Source organism: Ancylobacter pratisalsi, from assembly GCF_010669125.1.
Taxonomy (GTDB): domain Bacteria; phylum Pseudomonadota; class Alphaproteobacteria; order Rhizobiales; family Xanthobacteraceae; genus Ancylobacter; species Ancylobacter pratisalsi.
The window spans coordinates 416,606-438,016 of sequence record NZ_CP048630.1; the positions used below are offsets into that span (position 1 = coordinate 416,606).

General features: G+C 66.1%; 26 protein-coding genes and 1 tRNA gene. 8 read left to right on the forward strand and 19 right to left on the reverse strand.

From position 1 onward, the window contains the following. The first annotated feature begins 2 nt into the window (after positions 1 to 2). Positions 3 to 896 (forward strand): LysR family transcriptional regulator, encoded by an 894-nt coding sequence (locus G3A50_RS01970; protein ID WP_170308655.1) that lies wholly within the window; start codon positions 3 to 5, stop codon positions 894 to 896. A 103-nt stretch (positions 897 to 999) separates the two neighbouring features. Here G3A50_RS01970 and G3A50_RS01975 read toward each other — a convergent pair whose 3' ends face one another. The 4 genes from G3A50_RS01975 to G3A50_RS01990 all read right to left on the reverse strand — a co-directional run bounded on the left by G3A50_RS01975 (position 1,000) and on the right by G3A50_RS01990 (position 4,843). Then, positions 1,000 to 1,542 carry a DUF2380 domain-containing protein gene (locus tag G3A50_RS01975; protein ID WP_163073618.1) on the reverse strand — a complete coding sequence of 181 codons (543 nt, stop codon included), beginning with the start codon at positions 1,540 to 1,542 and terminating at the stop codon, positions 1,000 to 1,002. A 322-nt stretch (positions 1,543 to 1,864) separates the two neighbouring features. After that, complete coding sequence (gene msrP, locus G3A50_RS01980; protein ID WP_163073620.1) at positions 1,865 to 2,896, reverse strand: protein-methionine-sulfoxide reductase catalytic subunit MsrP; 1,032 nt, start codon at positions 2,894 to 2,896, stop codon at positions 1,865 to 1,867. 137 nt (positions 2,897 to 3,033) lie between these two features. Further along, positions 3,034 to 3,531 (reverse strand): DUF992 domain-containing protein, encoded by a 498-nt coding sequence (locus G3A50_RS01985; protein WP_163073621.1) that lies wholly within the window; start codon positions 3,529 to 3,531, stop codon positions 3,034 to 3,036. Positions 3,532 to 3,640: 109 nt separating this feature from the next. Then, a complete protein-coding gene (locus tag G3A50_RS01990) occupies positions 3,641 to 4,843 on the reverse strand; it encodes a pyridoxal phosphate-dependent aminotransferase (protein ID WP_163073623.1) in 1,203 nt (400 codons plus the stop codon). 145 nt (positions 4,844 to 4,988) lie between these two features. Between G3A50_RS01990 and G3A50_RS01995 the strand changes: the two genes are divergently transcribed. The 3 genes from G3A50_RS01995 (at position 4,989) to G3A50_RS02005 (ending at position 7,383) form a co-directional block, all read left to right on the forward strand. Next, a complete protein-coding gene (locus G3A50_RS01995; protein ID WP_163073625.1) occupies positions 4,989 to 5,678 on the forward strand; it encodes a glutathione S-transferase family protein in 690 nt (229 codons plus the stop codon). Between the two features lie 127 nt (positions 5,679 to 5,805). After that, positions 5,806 to 6,114, forward strand: a complete 309-nt coding sequence (locus G3A50_RS02000) for a hypothetical protein (protein ID WP_163073627.1) — start codon at positions 5,806 to 5,808, stop codon at positions 6,112 to 6,114. Between the two features lie 78 nt (positions 6,115 to 6,192). Further along, positions 6,193 to 7,383, forward strand: a complete 1,191-nt coding sequence (locus G3A50_RS02005; RefSeq protein ID WP_163073629.1) for a PQQ-dependent sugar dehydrogenase — start codon at positions 6,193 to 6,195, stop codon at positions 7,381 to 7,383. A 7-nt stretch (positions 7,384 to 7,390) separates the two neighbouring features. On the opposite strand, the gene G3A50_RS02010 is transcribed toward G3A50_RS02005, so the two are convergent. The 3 genes from G3A50_RS02010 to G3A50_RS02020 all read right to left on the reverse strand — a co-directional run bounded on the left by G3A50_RS02010 (position 7,391) and on the right by G3A50_RS02020 (position 10,836). Beyond that, entirely contained in the window at positions 7,391 to 7,744 is a 354-nt protein-coding gene (locus G3A50_RS02010; protein WP_163073630.1) for a DMT family protein, read from the reverse strand. A gap of 61 nt (positions 7,745 to 7,805) precedes the next feature. Then, positions 7,806 to 8,489: a Fe2+-dependent dioxygenase gene (locus tag G3A50_RS02015; RefSeq protein WP_163073632.1), complete on the reverse strand. Its 684-nt coding sequence runs from the start codon at positions 8,487 to 8,489 to the stop codon at positions 7,806 to 7,808. A gap of 106 nt (positions 8,490 to 8,595) precedes the next feature. Continuing rightward, complete coding sequence (locus G3A50_RS02020) at positions 8,596 to 10,836, reverse strand: TonB-dependent receptor (RefSeq protein WP_246252036.1); 2,241 nt, start codon at positions 10,834 to 10,836, stop codon at positions 8,596 to 8,598. A 325-nt stretch (positions 10,837 to 11,161) separates the two neighbouring features. Here G3A50_RS02020 and G3A50_RS02025 point away from each other — a divergent pair, with 325 nt between their 5' ends. Together G3A50_RS02025 and G3A50_RS22490 are read left to right on the forward strand one after the other, a co-directional pair. Continuing rightward, on the forward strand, positions 11,162 to 12,070 hold the full coding sequence (locus G3A50_RS02025) for a tetratricopeptide repeat protein (protein WP_163073636.1): 909 nt from the start codon (positions 11,162 to 11,164) through the stop codon (positions 12,068 to 12,070). Positions 12,071 to 12,397: 327 nt separating this feature from the next. After that, complete coding sequence (locus G3A50_RS22490) at positions 12,398 to 13,582, forward strand: hypothetical protein (protein WP_246252038.1); 1,185 nt, start codon at positions 12,398 to 12,400, stop codon at positions 13,580 to 13,582. Positions 13,583 to 13,625: 43 nt separating this feature from the next. On the opposite strand, the gene G3A50_RS02035 is transcribed toward G3A50_RS22490, so the two are convergent. Then, complete coding sequence (locus G3A50_RS02035; protein WP_163073638.1) at positions 13,626 to 14,021, reverse strand: hypothetical protein; 396 nt, start codon at positions 14,019 to 14,021, stop codon at positions 13,626 to 13,628. 163 nt (positions 14,022 to 14,184) lie between these two features. Here G3A50_RS02035 and G3A50_RS02040 point away from each other — a divergent pair, with 163 nt between their 5' ends. After that, complete coding sequence (locus G3A50_RS02040) at positions 14,185 to 15,084, forward strand: diacylglycerol/lipid kinase family protein (RefSeq protein ID WP_163073639.1); 900 nt, start codon at positions 14,185 to 14,187, stop codon at positions 15,082 to 15,084. A 10-nt stretch (positions 15,085 to 15,094) separates the two neighbouring features. Here the strand turns inward: G3A50_RS02040 and G3A50_RS02045 are convergent, their stop codons facing one another. Next, positions 15,095 to 15,817 carry an SIMPL domain-containing protein gene (locus G3A50_RS02045; protein WP_163073641.1) on the reverse strand — a complete coding sequence of 241 codons (723 nt, stop codon included), beginning with the start codon at positions 15,815 to 15,817 and terminating at the stop codon, positions 15,095 to 15,097. A gap of 198 nt (positions 15,818 to 16,015) precedes the next feature. Here G3A50_RS02045 and G3A50_RS02050 point away from each other — a divergent pair. Then, a tRNA-Ile gene (locus G3A50_RS02050) sits at positions 16,016 to 16,091 on the forward strand. 67 nt (positions 16,092 to 16,158) lie between these two features. Here G3A50_RS02050 and G3A50_RS02055 read toward each other — a convergent pair. The 10 genes from G3A50_RS02055 to G3A50_RS02100 are packed head-to-tail and all read right to left on the reverse strand — an operon-like array spanning position 16,159 to position 21,293. Beyond that, positions 16,159 to 16,716, reverse strand: coding sequence for a hypothetical protein (locus G3A50_RS02055; protein ID WP_163073643.1), 558 nt, complete (start codon positions 16,714 to 16,716; stop codon positions 16,159 to 16,161). Next, positions 16,713 to 17,030, reverse strand: coding sequence for a hypothetical protein (locus tag G3A50_RS02060; RefSeq protein WP_163073645.1), 318 nt, complete (start codon positions 17,028 to 17,030; stop codon positions 16,713 to 16,715). Before G3A50_RS02060 ends, G3A50_RS02055 begins: the two co-directional genes overlap by 4 nt. Further along, the gene (locus G3A50_RS02065) at positions 17,027 to 17,224 is read right to left on the reverse strand and encodes a hypothetical protein (protein WP_246252040.1); all 198 of its coding nucleotides are present in this window, start codon (positions 17,222 to 17,224) and stop codon (positions 17,027 to 17,029) included. Before G3A50_RS02065 ends, G3A50_RS02060 begins: the two co-directional genes overlap by 4 nt. A gap of 10 nt (positions 17,225 to 17,234) precedes the next feature. Beyond that, a complete protein-coding gene (locus G3A50_RS02070; protein ID WP_163073649.1) occupies positions 17,235 to 17,654 on the reverse strand; it encodes a hypothetical protein in 420 nt (139 codons plus the stop codon). Further along, on the reverse strand, positions 17,654 to 18,055 hold the full coding sequence (locus tag G3A50_RS02075) for a hypothetical protein (RefSeq protein ID WP_163073651.1): 402 nt from the start codon (positions 18,053 to 18,055) through the stop codon (positions 17,654 to 17,656). The genes G3A50_RS02070 and G3A50_RS02075 overlap by 1 nt, the downstream gene beginning before the upstream one ends. Next, positions 18,055 to 18,645, reverse strand: coding sequence for a lysozyme (locus G3A50_RS02080; RefSeq protein WP_163073653.1), 591 nt, complete (start codon positions 18,643 to 18,645; stop codon positions 18,055 to 18,057). The genes G3A50_RS02075 and G3A50_RS02080 overlap by 1 nt, the downstream gene beginning before the upstream one ends. Continuing rightward, positions 18,645 to 18,857, reverse strand: a complete 213-nt coding sequence (locus G3A50_RS02085) for a DUF7940 domain-containing protein (RefSeq protein WP_163073655.1) — start codon at positions 18,855 to 18,857, stop codon at positions 18,645 to 18,647. The genes G3A50_RS02080 and G3A50_RS02085 overlap by 1 nt, the downstream gene beginning before the upstream one ends. 26 nt (positions 18,858 to 18,883) lie before the next feature. Continuing rightward, complete coding sequence (locus tag G3A50_RS02090) at positions 18,884 to 20,188, reverse strand: SGNH/GDSL hydrolase family protein (RefSeq protein WP_163073657.1); 1,305 nt, start codon at positions 20,186 to 20,188, stop codon at positions 18,884 to 18,886. Continuing rightward, positions 20,185 to 20,406 (reverse strand): hypothetical protein, encoded by a 222-nt coding sequence (locus G3A50_RS02095; protein WP_163073659.1) that lies wholly within the window; start codon positions 20,404 to 20,406, stop codon positions 20,185 to 20,187. Before G3A50_RS02095 ends, G3A50_RS02090 begins: the two co-directional genes overlap by 4 nt. Beyond that, on the reverse strand, positions 20,406 to 21,293 hold the full coding sequence (locus tag G3A50_RS02100) for a hypothetical protein (RefSeq protein WP_163073661.1): 888 nt from the start codon (positions 21,291 to 21,293) through the stop codon (positions 20,406 to 20,408). The genes G3A50_RS02095 and G3A50_RS02100 overlap by 1 nt, the downstream gene beginning before the upstream one ends. Between the last annotated feature and the right edge of the window lie 118 nt (positions 21,294 to 21,411).

Here is a 21,411-nt window from a genome sequence, read left to right on the forward strand (position 1 = left end):
ACATGGACTGGGACAAGCTGAAAGTCTTCCACGTCGCGGCGGAGGCCGGTTCGTTCACCCACGCCGGCGAGGCGCTCGGGCTTTCCCAGTCCGCGGTGAGCCGGCAGGTTTCGGCGCTGGAGCAGGAACTGAACATTCCCCTGTTCCACCGCCACGCCCGCGGCCTGATCCTGACCGAGCAGGGCGACCTGCTCTACCGCACCGCCCACGAAGTGTTCATGAAGCTGGAGGCGGCGCGGGCCAAGCTGACCGACAGCCGCGAGAAGCCCAATGGCGAGCTGCGCGTCACCACCACCATGGGTCTTGGCACCCACTGGCTGACCGCCCGCATCGGGGAGTTCCTGGAACTCTATCCCGACATCCGCATCACGCTGATCCTGACCGATGACGAGCTGGACCTTGCCATGCGCGAGGCGGACGTCGCCATTCGCCTGCGCCAGCCGGTGCAGCCGGATCTGATCCAGCGCAAGCTGTTCACGGTGCATTTCCACGCCTTCGCCTCGGCCGAGTATCTCAAGCGCAACGGCCATCCCCGCACGCTGGACGAGCTGGAGAAGCACCGCATCATCCTGCTCGGCGGCCCGATCCCAAGCTATTTCCAGGGCCTGAACTGGCTGGAGCGCGCCGGGCTGGAAGATGGCGAGCCCGGGCGCACGCCCTCGCTGTCGGTCAACAACGTGCTCGGCCTGAAGCGCGCCGTGGAGCGCGGCGTGGGCATCGGCATCGTGCCGGACTATCTGCTGGAGGACTCGGCGACGCTGGTCCAGCTGTTCCAGGAGCGGCCGACGCCGACGCTGGAGGCCTATTTCGTCTACCCGCAGGAAATGCGCTCGGTCGCGCGCATCCAGGTGTTCCGCGACTTCCTCGTCGCCAAGGCCCAACGCTGGAACTTCTGACGCCGGCACGCCTCACGCAGCGCATCCCGGCCGGGCCGGTGTCCGGACCGTTCACGCCATCACCCCTGCCGCCGGCGTGCCGCCGAAGGGCGGATCGACTGCGCTAGTTCTTCGCGTCGGCGAAGGTCTCCGCCACCTCGCGCGCCACATAGGCGCCGGCATGGCGCCAGCCCTCGTCGGTGTCGCCGCGAAAGCTGAGAAGCCGCTCCATCACCAGCTTCCCGCTCGCGGTGTCGAGCACGGCGAAGCGGATCGAGAGCACCAGCGTGCTCATCTTGTGGACCTTGCCGACCAGCAGATAGGTGGCCCCCTCCTCGCGCGCCTGCCGGCGCAGACGGTCGACACCTTCCGCATCCAGCGTGCAGCCCTCGCCGCAGGAAAGCGGCAGGCTCTCCAGCGCGCCGCTGCGCCCGACATCGGCGCGCAGACCTTCCGTCAGTTCAAGCCGGCGGGCCTCGTGCTCGGACTGCTGGTTACGCGCCTCACCAGACGAATCGCTGAAGCCGATCTCGGGAACGGCGATCCGCGACGGCTCCGTCGTGGCGCAGGCGAGCGACAGGCCGGAAGCGAGCGCCAGACCGGCGAGCGGGACGGACAGGCCAGACCGTGCGGAAATGCGAAGGCGCGCGGGAAAACTGAGGCGCATCGGGGGTTCCTCCTGGTGGCGGCCACTTGCGGGCCATTGCCCCCATGCTAGCGCAGGAACGCCCATGCGCACATTCCGAGCGCAAACCTTCGTCGCTTAAATGTTGGGCATCCAACCCGTATTACCATTGCGATGCAATATCGCATGCCTGCCATGCGGGCATTTTCCATTGAAAGATGCCCTGTCGTTGATCATATGAACCGTGACGCCGAGGCAAGCGCTTCGGCTGTTCCCCTCTGGAAGGTTCGTCGCTTCGGCGACGAGACTCAGCCGGGCTCCTTCGTGGAGCCCGGCTTTTTTCTTGTCCCGCGCCTGGGCGTTCTCACATGAACAGCTTGTCGCCGCTCATCCCGGCATAAAGGCTCGCGACCTGTTCGCCATAGCCGTTGTAGATCACGGTCGGCCGGCGCTCGCCGGTGCCGATGTCGCGCTCCGTGGCCTGGCTCCAGCGCGGATGCGGGACATCTGGGTTCACATTGGCCCAGAACCCGTATTCCCGGCCCTGGATCTTCTCCCACAACCCGACCGGCTGTTCGGCGACGAAGGAAATCCGCACGATCGACTTCACCGACTTGAAGCCGTACTTCCACGGCACCGCGAGCCGCAGCGGCGCGCCGAACTGATTGGGCGCGGGCTTGCCGTAGACGCCGGTGACAAAGAAGGCGAGGTCGTTGGTCGCCTCCGCCATGGTCAGTCCGTCGACATAGGGCCAGGGATAGGTGAAGCGCCGCTGCCCGGCCGCGACGTCCGGGTTCATGAAGGTTTCCATGCGGACGAATTTCGCGCTGGAGAGCGGCTTCGCGAAGGCGACGAGTTCCTTCACCGGAAAGCCGGTCCAAGGCACCGCCATCGACCACGCCTCGACGCAGCGGTGACGGTAGAGCCGCTCCTCCAGAGGCATCGCGCGGATGATGTCGTCGATGCCGACCTCACGCTCCTTCTCCACCAGGCCGTCGATCTTCACGGTCCAGGGCCGGCGCGGCATCTTCGCCGCGACGTCGGCGATCTGGTAGTTGGAGCGCTCGGAGCCGAACTCGTAGAAATTGTTGTAGTTCGCGCTGATGTCCTCCGGCGTGATCGGCCGTTCGAGGGTGAAGGCGTCGTTGTGCCGGGCGGGATAGAGATCCCGGGTCGGGTCGTTGGCGGGGTCGCCCGGCGCGGGACCGCTGGGCGCCTTGGCACCGCCCAGACCGAGCGCGTCGAGAAAGCCCGCGGCCTCGGCGCCGGCGGACAGGCCCACGGCACCGAGAAGACCGGCGCCCGCACCCAGCAGGGCACGACGGGACATGTAGACGGATTCGGGGGTCGCCGCGCTTTCGGGCAGTTCCCACGATGGCCGACGGCGGATGTGCATGGCGATCTCCTCAAGCAGTGACAGGGAGAATACGCGCGCGGGACCCAATCTATTTCACGCCGGCCTTCAACTAACCGTGCATTTGGAGAAAAAAGTGCCGGCGGCGCCCCACGGCACCGCCGGCGACCTTCACGTCATCAGTTCGAGCGCAGGGACAGGCTGCCGACGCCGACCGCGAGGTTGACGCCGGTCTGGCCTTCGATGCTGAACGGCTGCAGCGCGATGGTGCTCTTGGAGCCACCCACCAGCACGTTGCCGGCGGCGCCGATGCCAAGCGCCACGCTGCCGGACACGCCGACATACTTGCCGTCGAGGTCGCCCGACTGCACGCCGCGCGAGGGCGCCAGGACGGACCACAGCAGCGTGTTGCGGCCGGTGACGCCGACGTCGAGGCCCCAGCGGCGGATGGTGCCCTCATAAGTATAGGTGGCGCCGCGATGGGTCTTGAAGGTGCAGTCGAGCGTCCGCTTGGAGCCGATGATGAAGCTCACCGACTTGCTGCCGACGCAGGACAGCATGCCGACTTCGACACGCTTGGTCGGGGCGGGAGCGGGAGCAGCGGCGGCAAGACTGACGCCGGCGCCGACGACGAGCGCGGCGGCCAGAAGCCCGCGCGACAGTACAGTACGGATCATAAAGGTCACTCCCTGGGGCACGCGCGGCCGGTTCGGGCGAACCAGCGATGGAATGCGCGCGGCGATGTCCGGCCGGTGCGAATGCCCGGCCGGACAGGGAGATATTACCTCAGCGCAGCGAACCGCAGAAGCGCTGGATTCGCAGGCAGGCCTCTTCCACATCCTTGGTCGCGGTGGCGTAGGAAATGCGGAATGCCGGGCCGAGGCCAAAGGCCGAGCCATGCACCACCGCGACGCCCTCGGCTTCGAGCAGCTCGGTCGCGAAGACCTCGTCATTCTCGATCACCTTGCCCGCCGGCGTGGACTTGCCGATCAGGCCCGCGCAGGACGGGTAGACATAGAACGCGCCTTCGGGCTTCGGGCAGGTCAGGCCGGCGGTCTGGTTGAGCATGGAGACGGCAAGGTCACGCCGCTCCTTGAACACCTTGTTGTTGGCGGCGATGAAGTCCTGCGGCCCGTTCAGCGCCTCGACGGCGGCCCACTGCGCGATCGAGTTCGGGTTCGAGGTCGACTGCGACTGCAGCGTGCCGATCGCCTTGATCAGCGCCTCGGGACCCGCCGCGTAGCCGATGCGCCAGCCGGTCATGCAATAGGCCTTGGAGACCCCGTTCATGGTCAGCGTGCGATCGTAGAGCGAGGGCTCGACCTGCACCGGGGTGACGAACTCGAAGTCGTCATAGACCAGGTGCTCGTACATGTCGTCGGTCAGCACCCACACATGGGGGTGCTTCATCAGCACGTCGGTCAGCGCCTTCATCTCGGTGCGGCTGTAGGCGGCGCCGGTCGGGTTCGAGGGCGAGTTGAAGATCAGCCACTTGGTCTTCGGCGTGATCGCGGCCTCGAGATCGGCGGGCTGGAGCTTGAAGTTGTCCTCAAGCCGGGTCTCCACCGGCACCGGGGTGCCGCCGGCGAACTGCACGATATCGGGATAGCTGACCCAGTAGGGCGCGGGGATGACGACCTCGTCGCCCACGTCCAGCGTCGCCACCATAGCGTTGAACAGCACCTGCTTGCCGCCGGTACCGACCGTGACCTGGCTCGGCTTGTAGTCGAGGCCGTTCTCGCGCTTGAACTTGGCGACGATGGCGGCCTTCAGCTCCGGGATGCCGTCCACGGCGGTGTAGCGGGTCTGGTTGTCGCGGATCGCCTTGATCGCGGCTTCCTTGACGTTCTCGGGCGTGTCGAAATCGGGTTCGCCGGCGGCGAGCGCGATCACGTCCCGGCCCGCTGCTTTCAGCTCCCGCGCCTTGTTGGAAATGGCGATGGTCTGGGAGGGATTGATGCGCTTGAGGGCGGAGGAAATGAGGCTCATGGCCGGTCTCCCTGTGGTTGTTGCGCGCGACAACTAGTCGAGCCCTTGCGCACTCGCAAGCGATTCCCCACCTGCTGCCGGGCCCGACGATGCGTTACTCTGACGCCCTTGCCGGGATTCGTTCGGGGATGACGGGACGTCACGCGTGTTCAAGCTCCATGCCATGCAGAGCTCCGGCAATTGCTACAAGGTGTTGCTGGCCCTCGCCAAACTCGGCGTTCCCTTCACGCTGGTCGATGTCGACATCCTGCGCGGCGAGAATCGCACGCCTGAATTCCTGATGAAAAATCCCGAAGGCCGGGTGCCGCTGCTGCAGCTGCCCGGCGGGCGCTTCCTGGCCGAATCCAACGCGATCCTGTTCTACCTCGCCGAGGGTACGCACCTGTTGCCGCAGGCGCCGCTGGCGCGCGCGGAGGTGCTGCGCTGGATGTTCTTCGAGCAGCACAGCCACGAGCCCGCCATCGGCGCCGCGCGCTTCTGGCTGAAGCTGGTGCGTGGCGGGCGCGAACTGCGCACCCACGACATGGATCGATGGATGGAGGATGGCTATGCGGCGCTGGGCGTGATGGAGCGCCACCTCGGGCGGCGGCGCTTTTTCGCCGAGGAGACGCTCACCATCGCGGACATCGCGCTGTTCGCCCACACCCATGTGGCGGAAGAAGGCGAGTTCGACCTCGCCCCCTTTCCGGCGGTCCGGAACTGGTTGGAGCGGGTGAAGGCCGACCCCGGCCATGTCGCCATGGACTGGCGTCCGCAGACCCCCCAGGACGTGGCGACAGGCGCGCTGGCCGACGTGGCGGCGCCGCTGGAAACTGAGAAGGTAAACGGGGCTTAACCTTTTGCCCTGAAATGGCCCTGAAATGGCGCCGGCTCGCGCAAAGTCGCGCCGAAGCCGGGTCGGGATCGGATGCGAATCTCCCTTTCGTCAGACAGACGAACCGCCCATTGGAAGGGACTTCGCCATGCCGCGTCACACTGCCGAACTGGCCGCCCCCCGTCACACGACGGGCCGTCGTCTTCGCCGCGCGCTGCTGGAAGCCGGCCTCGTGCTTTCGCTGACACTCGCCATCGTGGCCGTGCTCTGCATGTTCGGCCTCCAGCGCGTCTCCGCCTTGGAAATCCACCCCGCCGCCGCCAGCGACGCCCGGATCGCCATGGGTGCGGTGCTGCTCGCCGGCTTCGTGGGCATGTGCGGCCTCACCAGCTTCATGCTGCGCAGCACGCTGCAGCCGGACGCGCGCGACGCCGCCTCCCGCCGCCGCGAGGGCTGAGCCCCTCGCCGCCGCTGGCGCGCCATCACGGCGTTTTCAGGCGGGGTGTATTGGCGCGGTGCGTGCCGTGATCTAACCATGCGCGACCCGATCGCATTGCGGAGCGCAGATTTGAGGACCGTTTCCCGTCTCACCTTCCTCGCCGGCGCCTTCGCCCTTCTCTTTGGCGCGGTCCCGGCCCCGGCGCAGGAAAGCGTGACGGTGAACAGTTCCGCCGGGCCACTGACGGTGGAAACCGTCGCCGGCGGGCTCGATCATCCCTGGTCGCTCGCCTTCCTCCCGGACGGACGCATGCTGGTGACCGAGCGCAGCGGAAAGCTGCGCATCGTCCGCCGCAGCGGCACCGTCTCGGCACCCGTCGCCGGCCTGCCGCCGGTCTATGCCCGCGGCCAGGGCGGCCTGCTCGACGTGGTGCTCGCGCCCGACTTCGACATGAGTCGAATGGTCTATTTCTCCTATGCGGAACCGCGCGAAGGCTCGTCCGGCACCAGCGTCGCGCGCGGCAAGCTGGTGGAGGACGCGGGCAGCGCCCGGCTCGACAATGTGGAGGTGATCTTCCGCCAGCAGCACGCCGTGGGCGGCAGCGCGCATTACGGCTCGCGCCTCGTCTTCGCCCGCGACGGCACGCTCTTCGTCACCCTTGGCGACCGCTTCAGCGAGCGTGACCAGGCCCAGCGGCTCTCCAACCATCTCGGCAAGATCGTGCGCATCCGGCCGGACGGCAGCGCGCCGCAGGACAACCCGTTCGCCAAGCTGGCGAATGCGCGGCCGGAAATCTGGAGCTACGGCCACCGCAATGTGCAGGGCGCCGCGCTCGACCCGCAGACGGGGCGGCTGTGGACCATCGAGCATGGCGCGCGCGGGGGCGACGAGCTGAACCATCCCGAGGCCGGAAAGAACTATGGCTGGCCGGTCATCACCTATGGGCGCGACTATAGCGGCCTCTCCATCGGCGAAGGCACCCAGAAGGACGGCATGGAGCCGCCGGTGAAGTACTGGGACCCTTCCATCGCGCCGTCGGGACTGGCCTTCTACACCGGCGACCTGATCGCGCCGTGGAAGGGCGACCTGTTCACGGGCGCGCTTGCCGGACAGCGGCTGGTGCGGCTGCGGCTGGACCCGGCGCGTGAGCATGTGGTCGGGGAGGAAGTGCTGCTGGGTGACTTCGGCGAGCGCATCCGCGATGTCCGCCAGGGCCCGGACGGGGCGCTGTGGCTGCTCACCGACAACGCGCCCGGGCGCCTGCTGCGCCTCGCCCCGGCGGACTGAGCGCGCCTCACCACTTCTGAAAGATGAAATAGGCGCCCACCGCGATGAAGGCGAAGCCAATCAGGTGATTCCAGTGCAGCGGCTCCTTCAGCCACAGCACCGAGAAGCCGGCGAACACGATGAGGGTGATCACCTCCTGCATCGTCTTCAGCTCCGCCGTCGAATAGACCATCGAGCCGTACCGGTTGGCCGGCACGGCGAGGCAGTATTCGAACAGAGCGATACCCCAGCTGGCGACGATCGCGATCAGCAGCGGCGCCGAGGTGTGCTTGAGGTGGCCGTACCACGCGAACGTCATGAACACGTTCGAGGCGAACAGCAGGAAGATCGGCAGCAGGGCCGGCGACAGCAGCGAGGTCATGGGTGGGATTCCGATGGGCGATTCTGGGAAGCTCGACCGCCCGCCCCGGCCCGTCAACTCCTCACAGCTCGGCCCAGCTTCGCACCAGATTATGGTAAACATTGGCCAGCGCGAGCACGGCGGGATCCTCGTCCGGCAGCTTGGTGCGCGTCGCCATGATCGCCATGTCGAGGTCATAGAGCATCGCGCGCTGGCCCTGGTCGCGAATCATCGACTGCGACCAGAAGAACGAACCCCAGCGGCTGCCGCGCGTGATCTCGTTGACCGAGTGCAGGCTGGTGGCGGGGTACACCACCGCGTGGCCGGCGGGCAGCTTCACCTCCTGAGCGCCATAGGCGTCCTCGATCACGAGTTCACCGCCATCATACTCGGCCGGATCGGTGAGGAAGATGGTGGTCGAAACATCCGCGCGCAGGCGCTGGCCGGTGCCGGGAATGGAGCGTATCGAACCGTCGACATGGGCGCCGAACTTCATGCCCACATCGTAGCGGTTGAACATCGGCGGCAGCACGCGCAGCGGCATCGCCGCGGAATTGAAGATCGGGTTGCGCCCCAGCGCGCGCAGGATCACGTCGCCCAGTTCCTGCGCCTCGCGCGATTCCACCGGAATCTGCAGGTTGAATTTCGACTTCGCCGCCTGCGGACCGGCGCTCACGCGCCCGTCCACCCAGGGCGAGGCGTCGAGAACGGCCCGGCAATGGGCCACTTCCTCCGGGGTGAGGATGTCGGGGATCTGGATCAGCATGGGCAACGTCCAAACAGCGGGAGGAGAAAACAAAAAGAGGGGAAAGCAGGCACGTGCCTGCCCTCCCCCAATTTGAAGCGGTCGATCGAAAACGAGGGGCGCCTGATCAGAAGGTCGCGCCCACCGTAAGGGTGAAGGTGCGGCCCGAGGCCGGGACGGCGCGGTTGCCCCAGCCGGCGGCGTAGTTCAGCTCGTCGGTCAGGTTGTAGGCATTGAGCGCCACCCGGTAATTGTCCTTCTCGTAGGACACCAGCGCGTCCAGCGAGAAGGTCTCGGGAATGATCGCGGTGTTGGCGGTGTTGGTGTAGTACTCGTCGGCGTAGGTCACGCCCGCGCCCACCAGCAGCTGGCCCGGAATCTGGTGGAAGGCCTTGCTGAGATTGTAGGTCGTCCACAGAGTGAAGTTGTTCGTCGAGACGAAGGGCACCTCGTTGCCGACATACTCATCCGTCGTCGAGGTCATGATCTCGCTGTCGTAATAGGCGTAGGACGCCTGGATCGACCATGCCTCGGTGATGGTGCCGGTGAGGCCCAGTTCCACGCCCTGCACGCGCTGGTTCTCACCGGTCTCGACCGTGTCGCCGGTCACCGGGTCGGTATAGAAGGCGTTGCTCTTGTCGGTGCGGAACAGCGCGCCGGTCACGCCCAGCTTGCCCTCCAGGAACGACACCTTGAAGCCGGCCTCCCAGGTCTCGTTATCCTCGGGGTCGAGATCCTGCTGGTCGGCATTGACCACGGTGATGTCGTTGGTCGGGAACGCGCCCTGCGGGGTGAAGGACTTGGCCCAGCTCACATAATAGGTCTGGAACTGTGTCGGCTCCCAGATCACGCTGACCTTCGGGCTCCAGAAGGTGGTGTGGCTGTCCGCGTTCACCCACTGCCCGCCGCCCGTCGTGGTCCAATAGGAATAGTCGGACGAATAGCTGTCGTAGCGCGCACCGGCGAGCAGCGAGATCTGGTCGGTGAACCAAACCCGGTCGCTGATGAAGGCGCCGAAATCATTGGCCGAGGAATCCCGCTGGCCGTTGTTGCCGTAGGGGTTCGAGTAGAGATAGTAGCCCGTGGTGTTCTCGTAGACCGGGTTCCAGATCGTCGAGGTGCCCTTGTCGCCCGCAACGGAAACCAGCGTGCGCTCGCTCGACGTCGTGTTGAGGTCGATGCCCGCGACCAGTTCGTGGCGCAGGGCCCCGGTCTCGAACTTCGCGGTCAGGGTGGTGATGTTCTGGACGCTCCAGCTCTCCTGATAATAGCCGGGATTGCCGCCGCCGAAGCTGATGTCGGGATCCATGCCGGCGAAGAACTGGCCGGTGCAGCTCGCCGCATACTGGGCTTCCGTCGGCGTCGAGCCACGGCTGCCGCCGGTGGAGCAGCCCGGAACCGTGGTCGCGAAATCACGGGTGTAGTAGCCGAAGCGGGTGTCGTTCGAGACGGTGAGCCAGTCGTTGACTTCCTTCTTGAAGTTCACCGTCAGCATGTTGACGTCGGTCACGTCCTGGTCGGTCACCTTGCCGTAGAACGTGTCGCGCGGCACGCCGAACTCCGTCACCGGCTGGCCCAGCGAGCCGAAGCGCGCGACGTCGCCGAACTGCGGGGTGACGACGGGCACGCCGTAATCGGGCGTGCGCTCGCCGTGCTGGTACAGGTAGTTGACGTGCAGCGTCTGGTCGGTGCCGAGGCCAAAGCCGACATCGGCCATGACGCCATAGCGGTTCGACTCGACATGGTTGCGGTCGGCGACGTCCTGCTCGTTCACCATGCCGACGATGCGGATGGCCGAGGTGTCGCCGAACTGCTTGTTGATGTCGAACACGCCGCGATAGAGCGGGCCGCTGCCGAACTGGCCCTCGACATCATATTTGTCGCCCAGATGCGCCGCCTTCAGCGTGGAGTTGATGGCGCCGCCCGTCGTGCCGACGCCGAAGCTCTCGGAGGTCGAGCCCTTGAACACCTCGACGCTCTCATAGGCGAAGCTGTCGCGGACATAGACGCCGAAATCGCGCAGGCCGTTGATGTAGATGTCGCCCTTGGCCTGGAAGCCGCGAATGCGGAACTGGTCGCCATTCATGCCACCGCCGCCCTCGCCGATGCCGGAGGTGACGCCGGGAACGTTGCGCAGCGCCTGCTCCAGCGTGGTGACGCCCTGCTGCTGCATGGTCTGCTGGGTGATGACCTGAACGGTCTGCGGCGTGTCCTGCACCGTGCCGGGCAGGCGCGACAGGCCGGTGGACGCTTCGAGCGTGTTCGCCGGCGAGCCATCACCTTCCACGGTGATGGTGGAGAGCTCCTCACCCAGCGTTGAGTCGGCGGCTTCCTGCGCCACCGCCCCGAACATCGGTATTGCCGACATCGTTACAGCAAGCCCGGCCGTCAAAGCAGCATTAGGAGCCTGCGACCGAAGCGTTCTCAAAGTTTTCATCTTGCCCAACCCCTTATTGGTATCTTTCTCGGTCTCCTATCCGTGATTCCAAGTGTCTTCAAACATTATGTTTTTTATCTATTCCAATGACGACTTGAGCATTTCGCGTCCAGATTCATATTTTAATTATTCAAAACTAAATCTGCCGCGCGCTACTTGTTGGTTTCCGAACATGGACCTTATGTAACTCAACGAAATTTCGATTGCCGGCTGACGCGCCACCGTCGCCGCGCCGCCCGGAGCACGCCGTCCCGCCATGGCCGACCACTGGATTTCCTTCTCCGAACTGAAGCGAATGGGCCCCGATGTGTTGCGCGCGCGCATCAGTGAGGGACCCGAGCAGGCGGCCCACTGGGTGCGCGCGGCCGCGCTCAGCGGGCTGGTCAACGCGCAGCTCGCCTGGGGCCGGATGCTGGTGGACGGTCATGGCGTTCCGCGTGATCCGCAGGCCGGCTTTCGCTGGTTCTCCATTGCCGCGGGTTCGGGAAACGCGGAGGCGATCAACATGGTGGGGCGCTGCCACGAATGCGGCTGGGGCGTCGAACGCGACCCCGTCGCCGCCGCGCGGCAGTATCGAACGGCGGCGGAGAAAGGCCACGCCTGGGCGCAGTTCAATCTCGCCACCCTGCTGCTCGGCGGCACCGACACCCCGGCCGAGCGGGATGAGGCGCTGCACTGGTATGTCCGCTCGGCACGCGCGGGCCACGCAAAGTCCGCCTCGATGGTTGGGCGTTTCCTTGAACATGGCTGGAACCGGCCGGCCCGGCCGGCGGCAGCGCTGCGCTGGTATCGCCGCGGTGCCGAGGGCGACGACTATCGCGGCCAGTTCGACTATGCCCGTCTGCTGCTGGAGCGCACCGGCCGGCTCGACCTGGCCCTGCCCTGGTTCGCGCGCTCGGTGACGAACGGGGTGCCGTTGTTCTGCCGCGAGGTCGGCGAGGGACTGCGCCATGCCGGCGCGCCCGAATTGCGGCGGATTGCACTTGGCGCGCTGGAGCGGGCCTGCGCGAGCGGGGCCTCCGTGGACATGCGGCGCTACGCCAGCGCGCTGGCCGAAGGTCTGGGCGGCGAAGCGACACCGGAGGCCGCTAAAGCCGCGTTCGCTCGCGCCCGCGCAATTGAAGCCGCAAGCTCAGCAAGCACCGCATGTGTGCGAACTGACTAGATCAGCGCAGAACCGGTCCCGCGCGGATCACCATTACTGAAATATGCGATCTAAATTGAATTAAATTTGAATCAATCACTGTAATTAATTCGACATTTGTTTATTTGTTTCATAACTATACAATAAATATACGTCTATACGTAAATAATTTATGCAATTATTTTGACATGTTGCTGCAACTGTTGCGTCATATTGTGCGTATGACTCCTGACGTCAGATCTTCTTTACGGGCGCTGACGTCCTAAACAGACAGGGAGCCCAATCATGTGGCACATTGACAGAGAAGAGCATCGTCGCGGGCCTAGTAGCGCGAGTATCGGTGCGATCGTGGCATGTCTTCTGATGATCCCGGCGACGGCGGATGCCCGAGCCGGAGCGCGGGGCGGCGCAGGAATCGGCGGTGCGGTATCGAAGGTCGGCAGCGCGGCGGACAGTGCGGTTTCCGGCGTCGGCGGCGCGGTCGGCGGCGTCACCTCGCGGATCGGCGGCGCGCTGGCGAGCCGAGACGGGGTAGTCGGCGGAGTCGGCGATGCGGTTTCCGGCACCACGGAGCGCGTGGGCAATGCCGTCTCCGGCCTGACCTCGGGCGTGGGCGGCGCGCTATCGGGCGGCAGCACGGCAGCGGCCGCCGGGAGTACCAGCACCACTGGCGGCTCGGTCGCCAGTTCCGGTTCCCAGAACAGCGGCACGACCGAGACAGGCGCGGCCGGCACCCGGTCCGCAAGCCGGAGCGACAACGCGTCCAACCGCTCGCTCTCCAACGGCGCAACGGCCAGCCTGTTCGGTCTCGAACTCAATCTGTTCAGGCTGAAGCCGCTGCTTTCGCGCAACAGCACCGGCACTATCGCGAATGTGGACGCCCAGGCCCTCGGCCCGAACGGCGTGAACGCCAATGCCGTCGTGGGCAGCAGCGCGCAGCGGCGCCTTGGCGTCGATGCCCAGGTCAATGCGCGCCGCACGGCGGTGAACGCGGAAGCGACCGTCGGCGATCGCCGCTCGCCCTCGCGCGCCCTTGCCGATGCGCTGTTCGGCGCCCGGCTGCTCGGCGAGCGCGGGGTCAACGCCACGGCCGATGCCACCGTGGCCGGCAAGGGGCAGGTGGCCGACGTGAATGCCAATGCCCGTATCGGCGGCACCAACGGCCTGGTCGCGGACGCCAAGGCCGATGTCGGCGGCAGCAGCCTTGCCACGGTCAGCCTGGGCATCGGTCGCGCCTTCAGCGGCAGCGATGACACCGGCGACAATACCGGCGGAGGTAGTGGCGGCGGGACCGGCGGCGGCTCCGTCGGCATGACACCCGGCGCCAGCTCCGGTGGCGGCTCGGCGAGCAATGGCGGCTCCGCCGGCAATGGTGGCACGGCTCGTCCCTCGGCCACGGCCAGCCGCCGCGTCAACGCCAATTCCGGCACCAACTTCGCCGTCAAGAAGACGCGCTGCACCGGCGTCCTGTCGGAACCGCGCGCCTATGATGCGGGCATCGTGGCGCTGTGCCGCGAACTCGTGGGCGGCTGATCCCCGCCCCGGCCGTCCGGAGCCCGCTCCGGGCGGCCGCGCTTCAGTTCCGGCTGTTGGCCCAGGCCCGTACCTCGGCGACGATGTGCCGGAAATCCCAGAACGCCGCCGCCAGCAGCACCGCCGGCACCAGCGCCAGAACAAGCGCCCAGCCCTGCGACCAGTCCACCGGCCCGCGCGCGAAATCATAGGCGGTATAGGCCCCGAAAAGCGTCACGATCGCCGCGATGCCGAAATAGGCGACCCGGTCCAGGCGGGTCACGATCAGGGCGATCATCGCGGCAATCACGATCCCGATCAGCGCCGCCCAGACCCAGCTCAGCGAGAACAGCGCCGCGGTCCAGCGCCCCGCGCTGGCGGAGATGAAGACCAGCGCCACCAGCACCAGAATTCCCGCCCTCAGGCGGACGATCCCGGCCTTTTCCTGTCCCACTGTCATGATGCCACCTGCCTGAAGCCCGAACGGGAATTCGAGGGCGAGCCTGCCCGAATGCCCGGCGCCACGCAACTTGCGGCGCCTCGGCGCGTTTGGTCTATTCTCCCGCTTCCTTGTGGCGCCGGATGGTTCAGAATGCCGCGCCGCTCATCCCGAAACCGCCCCCATGAAAAACACCATCGCCCTGCTGAACGCCGATGCCGGCACGCTGCTCGACCGCAACGCGGAGGAGGTGCGCGCCCTGGTGGAGCGCGGTCTTGGCGGCGGGGGACGCACCGTCGAGGTTCACCTGCTGCGCGGCAAGAACTTCCTGCGCGCCATTCGCGCTTCGGGGAACGGCCCGCACGACACGGTCGTCGTCGGCGGCGGCGATGGCAGCGTCAGCCTTGCGGTCCGCAGCCTGCATGGCTCCGGCAAGGTGCTGGGCATCCTGCCGCTGGGCACGCTCAACCTGCTTGCCCGCGACATCGGCATGCCGGTCGATCTGGATCAGGCCATTGCCGCGCTCTCGACCGCCGAGCCCGGCGAGGTGGATCTCGCCACGCTGAACGACCGCATCTTCCACACCATTTCCGGCATGGGCTTCTTCAGCCAGATGGCACGCGCCCGCGAGATGGCGCGCAAGCTGAAGCTCTGGCGGTTTGTCGCCGTGGCCCTCGCCGCCTTCTACGCGCTGAGGAGGTCCGGCCGGTTCGAACTCGATGTCACGGTCGACGGCGAGACCCGCCATTTCGACGCGCTGGCGGCTCTGGTCTCGGTCAACCGGTTCTCCGGGCCGGGCTGGCATCGCGGCCGGCTCGACGAAGGCGTGCTGGAAGTGCACATCGTCGAGGAGCGCGGCGCGCTGGCCCGGCTCAAGGCCGGCGCCGACATGGTCAACGATACCTGGCGGAACAATCCGGAGATCATCAGCCTCACCGGACAGGAAATCGTGCTGCGCCGCCCGAACCGCAGCCGCTGCTGGGTGTCGACCGACGGCGAGCTGGACCGGGAGAACGTGCCGCTCACCTATCGCATCAAGCCGGCGGCGCTCGCGGTGCTGAGGCCGCGCCCGCCGGCCGGCTGAGCCGCCCCGTTCAGCGCGGCTCGATCTCGTAGACCAGCGTCACATTCGCCCGCACTTCGGTTTCGCCGGCCTCGACCGGCACCGAATCGGCCTTCATCATCATGGTTGAAGCCACCATGCGCGGCATGGGCGGTATCGCCCCGTCCGCGCTGACGGCGAGCACGCGCACCAGCCGCTGGCCGGCGGCGGCGGCCATGATCTCGGCGCGGTGACGGGCATCCTCGACGGCGGCAACACGCGCCTTGTCCTCCAGCGCGCTGGGGTCGGCGATGTCGAAGGCAATGCCGCCGATCTGGTTCGCACCGGAGGTGACCACCTGGTCAAGCAACTCGCCGAGGCGCGCGAGCTCGCGCAGACGCACCGAAACGGTGTTGCGCACCTCATAGCCGGTGATGCGGGGAGCCTCGTTGCTGTCCTTCTTGGGCGGCGCATATTGCGGCTGGATCGAGAAGCCGGAGGTCGCGACGTCGCGCGCCTCGACGCCGGCCCCCTTGATGGCGGCGATCATCTGCGCCACCGCCGCCGAATTGGCGTCCAGCGCCTCGCGCGCGGTCTTGGCCTCGCTCACCACCGCGCTGGAGAACGACGCCATGTCCGGCACCCCGGACGCGGTCCCCTCCCCGGTCACGGTGAGGGTCGGGCGGCGGGGAACAGCGGACATATCCTGCGCCGCGACAGGAGCAATGGCACCCATCAGGGACGCGGCGATCAGGCAGGCGGGCAGAAACTTCATGGTTCGCTTAATCCTCGGACAGCGGGCCGGGTGACGAAGCGGCACAGCACTGTGCGAACACGGCGGCAATGGGGCGGGCGCGAGCAATGGAACCAGGAAGGTGGACATCTCCACCCGCGCCCACAGCATTCGCCGATGCCCGGTTGGCGGCGCCCCACCCTTTTGCTAGGGTCGCGCCGCGCCTGGCGGCAGCCGGCCGGGCCTGTAGCTCAATGGTTAGAGCCGACCGCTCATAACGGTCTGGTTGCAGGTTCGAGTCCTGCCGGGCCCACCAATATTTTCAATGGGTTATATCAATATTGGAAGATGCGGATGGCCCGGCGCCAACGAAACCGCCAACGTTATGTTTCCCCATCGACCTTCCATGCCAAACTGATCGAACTATCCGACGTCACCCAGAGCGTGCGCTCGAATCCATCATTCAGGGGATAGGGTCCATTTGGTGCGCGTTCGCCGCACTCCCTGCACCGCATGCGTAGCCGCACGGCGTGGACGCTTTCACCTTGCCTCGCCCACATCTGCATCATGGTCTCGCGCACATAGACCGTGCGCCGGCCACACTGGCATTGAAACCCGATAAGAGTGCTTTCACCTGACATGAGAACATGATGAGAACGGATTGAGCCAAGCGTCAATCCAAACGCAGAAAAAACCCGCCCTCCAGATGGAGGCGGGGCTGCGATTTCGGGAGGATCTGTCAGTGACGGCACCCAGGCGCTGCGGGGTAGTGGCGAGCTGTCATGCAGCCCCTTCGGGGCCTCATAGGCCGCGCGGATCAGCAGCGCCACTAATGCAGCCAGCTCCGCTGCCGTGCCGTTCACACGGTTATGCCGGCGGCGGACTAGGATCATGCCCGTCGCGCGATCGCGGATGATGCGCTCGGTCACCGCATCGATCATCCGTTCCCCCTTGCCCGCGCTGCCGGTGTGAATGCCTTGTCGATCCGGCCGCTGATGTTGTCGAGGCGGGTGAGGATTTCCTCGCGCATCTGCGCCAGACTGTCGTTTCGCGCATAGTGCTCCGCAGCATAGAGCTTGTGCTCGCCGAGCTGCTTGTCGAGCAGGCGCACCTCGGCATGCAGGGCGGCAAGCTGCATATCCTTCGGCGCAACCTCGGCCTTGATCCGATACTCGATCCGCAACCACACCCCGACGATCGCGCCGAGGATCGTCCCCATGGCAATGACGACCTCCCAAGTGATCGGTCCCGTCATGGCGTCCTCCCTCGGCTATTGGCCTCGAAACTCGACTGCACCTCGCCGTACCATTGGCGCCCCTGGTCAAGTCTGCCGTTCGCCAGCGCAAGCGCGGTGTAGGTTCGCGCCAGCGCGACGCGGGCGTCCATGCCGACCTTGAGCGCCGGCGCGGGAACGGGCGCCAGCCATGCCGGTGCATCAGGCAGTTGCACCGGAGCCGGTTTAGGGGCCGCCGCGCACCCCGCGCAGATCATCAGCAGTAAGAGGGCAGCGAGTGTCTGGGCGCGCCGCGATGGCGGATTCGTAGTCATCAAGGCGCTCCTGTTTGGCCTGGAGGGTCTCATCGAGCACATGGGCGCGGCGGCTAGCGTCCTTGGCAGCGGACTTGGCGATGGAAAGATCACGCTGGGCGGCGGCGAGTTCAGCTCGCAATTGCTCGGCCTCGCACGCCGCCTGCGCCCCGGCATAGCCCGTGGTGTAGCAGGCATAGGCCAGCGCCAGCGCGCCGCCGACCTGCACCACCGTCCGAAACGGAAGAGCCGGGATGAAGCCGTAAAACAGCGCCGCGATGCCAAGAATCGCGAAGGTGGAGCCGGCCAGCCCGTTGGTCCAGGAGGGGAAAAGGTCGAGAAGCCAACCCATCAGCCCGCCCCCCTCGGCATGACGCCAAAATCGAAGAATCCGCCACCGGTGAAATGGATCGACCAGCAGCGACGACCGTGCGGCTTAGGCCGCGGGCAGTCGCGATCAACTATGGCGAACTCGTTTTCGTCAGCGGCGCGGATGATCTCGATGACGGCCGCCGCGAGAACCTCCGCCTCCACAGCATCTTCCGTCCACGGGATGGCTAGCAAATCAATGTCTTTTACCAGCGAACCATGCGTAGTGATTGCATAGCCGAGCTGCCTCGCTACCTTGCGGAGGGGGTCTATGGTCATCGAGTACATGCGGAGACACGATGTCGCTCGATCGATCACATAACCGACGACTTCGGGGCCGTGGCGCCCGGCGACTTCAATCTGCCGCTGTTCTTCGGTGATCATCACTCCACCCCCGTCACGCACAGCTCACCCTCGCCAATTCGGAAGGCGTCTCCCATCTCCCGGCGCTTGACTAGGCCGTTGACCACCCGCCCGCCGGCGCGGTTGAAGGCGGTCTGCGCGTCGCAGGCCTCGCGCCATTTGCCGGCGCGGATCATTCGGGAGGCGGTCGAGCGGCACCACGCCCCGACGCCGAAGTTGAAGGCGCCCGAGATCATGGAGGCCTGCACAGACACCGGCGCCTTCGCGAAGTTCGGCGCCGCGCACTTGGCGATCGCACCGTAATAATCGCGGTCGACCCGCTCATAGAGCATGGCCTCGCATTCGGGCCGGGTCTTGCGCATGCCGGCGCGCACGCCCTTGGTTTCGCCCCAGCAGATCGTCCACACCCCGACCATGTCGCGATAGGAGGTGAGGCGTAGCCCTTCCCAATCCTTGATGATGTGTTCGACCGCCAGCACGACGGCGGCCGGGTACTGCTTGCCGCCCGGCGCCGCGACATACCAGAGGCCGCCGATCGAGAGCGCCGCCGCCATGACGGCGGCGAGCGCGACCGAGGCCCGCTTGCTGGGCTTGAGCTTCTGGGTGGGCATCAGCGGATATCCTTCTGCGCCACGATCCGCGCCACGAAGGCGCCGGCCACGACGAGGGTGGTAAGGGCAGCGAGCGCGCCGGATGGGATCGGCAAAAAATCCCCCACGAACGGCATCGCGGCCTCAAAACCGGACAGCAGCCCGGCCAGCAGGAGCAAGCGGACGCTCCACGCGCGCGCCAGCACGGCGCGCCAGTTTTCAACCAGCCGCATGGCGGTCTCCGGATTATGGGGTGGCGCTAGACCAAGAGGTCCTGTGCGATCATCTGATCGAGGCCGTCGCGCACGGCGGCCGCCATGCGCGGCGCGTACACCTGCTGATGGCCCCACTCGTTGGGATGAGTGGAGTCCGGCGTGTAGGGTGCAGGGCGGCCGACTGCCAGGTCGGCATTGCCGACGCCGTTGGGCGCGTACACCGTGCCGCCGCCCGTGACCCAGGCGGTCTGCTGGTAGTTCGGGCCGGCCTGCGTGTAGCCGACCGTGTCCGTGTACCAGACGCGCTTGCGGCCCGCGCAGGCGGCTCGCTGGCCGTCGCGGTACTGGCTAGACGTATCGTAGGAACTCGGAAAGCTGTTCGCGAACTTCGAGAACACGAAAAACAGGCAGTTCGGCAGCGCCGCTTGAGCGAGGTCGAGATAGTCCGACACCTGCTGCTCGGCCGACATGACGGCCTCGTTGTCGTTGGTTCCAAGCGGCAGGAGGGCGAAGTGCGGATTGGCAGACGTCAGGTCGCCTAGACGCTGGAACGCGTTGTAGCGCGTGCCCAAAGCGTCCGCGAGATAGCCGGTCGCGCCGCTTCCCGACGCACGCAGATCGCGCGTGCCAAGGTGATAGGGCAGACTGGCCCCAAAGCCATAACCCCACAAGTCTTCGGGAAGACCGTTCGCGCCACCCTCCGTGAAGCTATCACCTATGATGACGCCGCGAAGGTCATCATAGGTCTGCGGCGCCGGCCACACACGATCCAGCGCCGAGGCGCACCGGATGCCGCGAACATAGAAGTTCCCGTTGGCATAAATCTCGTAGAGGCGCGGCTTGCGGGATCCGTGCTCAATTCTGATGTGCCAGGGCGCGCCAGAGCCTTCGCCGATCGCGAGACCACCCTCGTGGGCGAATTCACCGTCAATCAGGATGCGCACGCCGCTACTCGGCGATCTGAAAGTAATGGCAAGATCGGGAGCATCGCACATGAACGACCAGAGCGGAGCCGAGCCGCCCGTGGTCAACGAAGGACTATAGGTGACCACGGCACCAGGCCCCATGTACCGGGTTCCGCCGACATTGAACTCCGCCCACGAACCACGGAGAAAGGTAAAGCACCGATCTCGCACGTCAGGCGCGTGGAAAAACGTCTCTGATCCTCCGTAGGGATTGGTGGCGCCAGGCACCGTGATAGTCGGCGGGGACGCGGTCAGCACCGGAACCTTGGCGGCGGACATGGCGCTGCGCAGCCGGAGCGCGGTCCACAAGGCTGATCCTGGAAGAGCGCGGAGCATGCCGGGTTTGGTGAGACCACCCGCCATCTCGATATCGATCTCATTCATTGGCGCACCCACCTACTAACAGTTGAAAAATTGCCGGAAGCGTCGCGGGTAACTGTCTGCACCCACGTCGTCGATCCATCGGAGATGGTCTTCGTCAGCAGATTGCCGGCCGGGTCGCGGGTGACCGCTGTCACTTCGTAGCTGTCTGGATAGATCATCACCCCGGTGTCATCGAGCACACCGATGCGTGCCGATCCGGCCGTGTCTGAGACCCGCATCAAAACCTCCAAAGACCATCGACATAGACGAGATCGAGCCGCGCGCCCGCGAGATCGACGATGAGCGTCGATCCACCGAGGAAACTCTCGTCCCCTGCTTCAAGCGTGAGAGGGGATGCGGCGGCATCGCCATCGACCATCAGCCCCACAATATCGCCCGCGCTCGGCGCTGCCGGCATGGACCATGTCAGCGGCCCGGCCGAGAGATCGGCAAGGATGCGGGAGCCCGCGACCAGCGCATGGCCATCTGCCGCGATGCGGGTGTAACGGGTCGCCGCGATGGCCTGATCGCGGGCGGCGATCGCGTCGTCCCGTGCGGTTGTGGCCAGTTCGGCAGCATTCCCGGCGGTCGTGGCGGCCGGCACCGCGAGCGCCGCCGCATCCGCCGCCGCCTGCCGGTCGGCCGCAGCACCGGTGCCGTCGAGCAGAATCTCCCAGTCCGCGCCGGCGGCGCCCGGCTCGGTCGTCGTCTCTACCTGCGTCCACCAGGTGGATCCGTTATGCGTCACTGCATCGCGCGGCTGATAGGTTCCGGCTTGCCACGCGCCGCGCGGGACAAAAGCAGCGGGCCCCTGAACGCCAGGAACAAGTATGGAGGCTGACGAAGACCCTATGATCGCGCCACTTCTCGCAATGGCGAAGAGGCCGGCATCAAGCTTCGACGTGCGGCCGTCGATCGTCCGCCAGAGGTCATAGACCAGCGGCGCGCGGAACATCTGCGATTCGCTGATCGTATGCTGCCAGGTAATAGTGCTGTTGCCCGCACCATCCGCCGCCACGACAAGGCGACCGGATTCCGATGTCAGGCGCAGTGATCCACCCTGCCACGACAAAGAAAGGTCGATGTCGCTGCCGGTAAGATCAATATTTGGCAGCGTGAACACCACATCAGGATCGTTGGTGCCGACGTTAATTCCGGGGGCCATGAAGATCTCCAGACATGGATAGGCATCCCGCAGCGCGCAGGATTTGCGGACATGAAAAAGCCGCCCGGAGGCGGCGTGG

Coding starts and splice junctions, on each gene's coding strand:
- G3A50_RS01970 (WP_170308655.1), top strand. CDS start 3: ATGGACTGGGACAAGCTGAAAGTCTTCCACGTCGCGGCGGAGGCCGGT.
- G3A50_RS01975 (WP_163073618.1), bottom strand. CDS start 1,542: ATGCGCCTCAGTTTTCCCGCGCGCCTTCGCATTTCCGCACGGTCTGGC.
- msrP (WP_163073620.1), bottom strand. CDS start 2,896: ATGCACATCCGCCGTCGGCCATCGTGGGAACTGCCCGAAAGCGCGGCG.
- G3A50_RS01985 (WP_163073621.1), bottom strand. CDS start 3,531: ATGATCCGTACTGTACTGTCGCGCGGGCTTCTGGCCGCCGCGCTCGTC.
- G3A50_RS01990 (WP_163073623.1), bottom strand. CDS start 4,843: ATGAGCCTCATTTCCTCCGCCCTCAAGCGCATCAATCCCTCCCAGACC.
- G3A50_RS02000 (WP_163073627.1), top strand. CDS start 5,806: ATGCCGCGTCACACTGCCGAACTGGCCGCCCCCCGTCACACGACGGGC.
- G3A50_RS02005 (WP_163073629.1), top strand. CDS start 6,193: ATGCGCGACCCGATCGCATTGCGGAGCGCAGATTTGAGGACCGTTTCC.
- G3A50_RS02010 (WP_163073630.1), bottom strand. CDS start 7,744: ATGACCTCGCTGCTGTCGCCGGCCCTGCTGCCGATCTTCCTGCTGTTC.
- G3A50_RS02015 (WP_163073632.1), bottom strand. CDS start 8,489: ATGCTGATCCAGATCCCCGACATCCTCACCCCGGAGGAAGTGGCCCAT.
- G3A50_RS02020 (WP_246252036.1), bottom strand. CDS start 10,836: ATGTCGGCAATACCGATGTTCGGGGCGGTGGCGCAGGAAGCCGCCGAC.
- G3A50_RS02025 (WP_163073636.1), top strand. CDS start 11,162: ATGGCCGACCACTGGATTTCCTTCTCCGAACTGAAGCGAATGGGCCCC.
- G3A50_RS02035 (WP_163073638.1), bottom strand. CDS start 14,021: ATGACAGTGGGACAGGAAAAGGCCGGGATCGTCCGCCTGAGGGCGGGA.
- G3A50_RS02040 (WP_163073639.1), top strand. CDS start 14,185: ATGAAAAACACCATCGCCCTGCTGAACGCCGATGCCGGCACGCTGCTC.
- G3A50_RS02045 (WP_163073641.1), bottom strand. CDS start 15,817: ATGAAGTTTCTGCCCGCCTGCCTGATCGCCGCGTCCCTGATGGGTGCC.
- G3A50_RS02055 (WP_163073643.1), bottom strand. CDS start 16,716: ATGATCGATGCGGTGACCGAGCGCATCATCCGCGATCGCGCGACGGGC.
- G3A50_RS02060 (WP_163073645.1), bottom strand. CDS start 17,030: ATGACGGGACCGATCACTTGGGAGGTCGTCATTGCCATGGGGACGATC.
- G3A50_RS02070 (WP_163073649.1), bottom strand. CDS start 17,654: ATGGGTTGGCTTCTCGACCTTTTCCCCTCCTGGACCAACGGGCTGGCC.
- G3A50_RS02075 (WP_163073651.1), bottom strand. CDS start 18,055: ATGATCACCGAAGAACAGCGGCAGATTGAAGTCGCCGGGCGCCACGGC.
- G3A50_RS02080 (WP_163073653.1), bottom strand. CDS start 18,645: ATGCCCACCCAGAAGCTCAAGCCCAGCAAGCGGGCCTCGGTCGCGCTC.
- G3A50_RS02085 (WP_163073655.1), bottom strand. CDS start 18,857: ATGCGGCTGGTTGAAAACTGGCGCGCCGTGCTGGCGCGCGCGTGGAGC.
- G3A50_RS02090 (WP_163073657.1), bottom strand. CDS start 20,188: ATGAATGAGATCGATATCGAGATGGCGGGTGGTCTCACCAAACCCGGC.
- G3A50_RS02095 (WP_163073659.1), bottom strand. CDS start 20,406: ATGCGGGTCTCAGACACGGCCGGATCGGCACGCATCGGTGTGCTCGAT.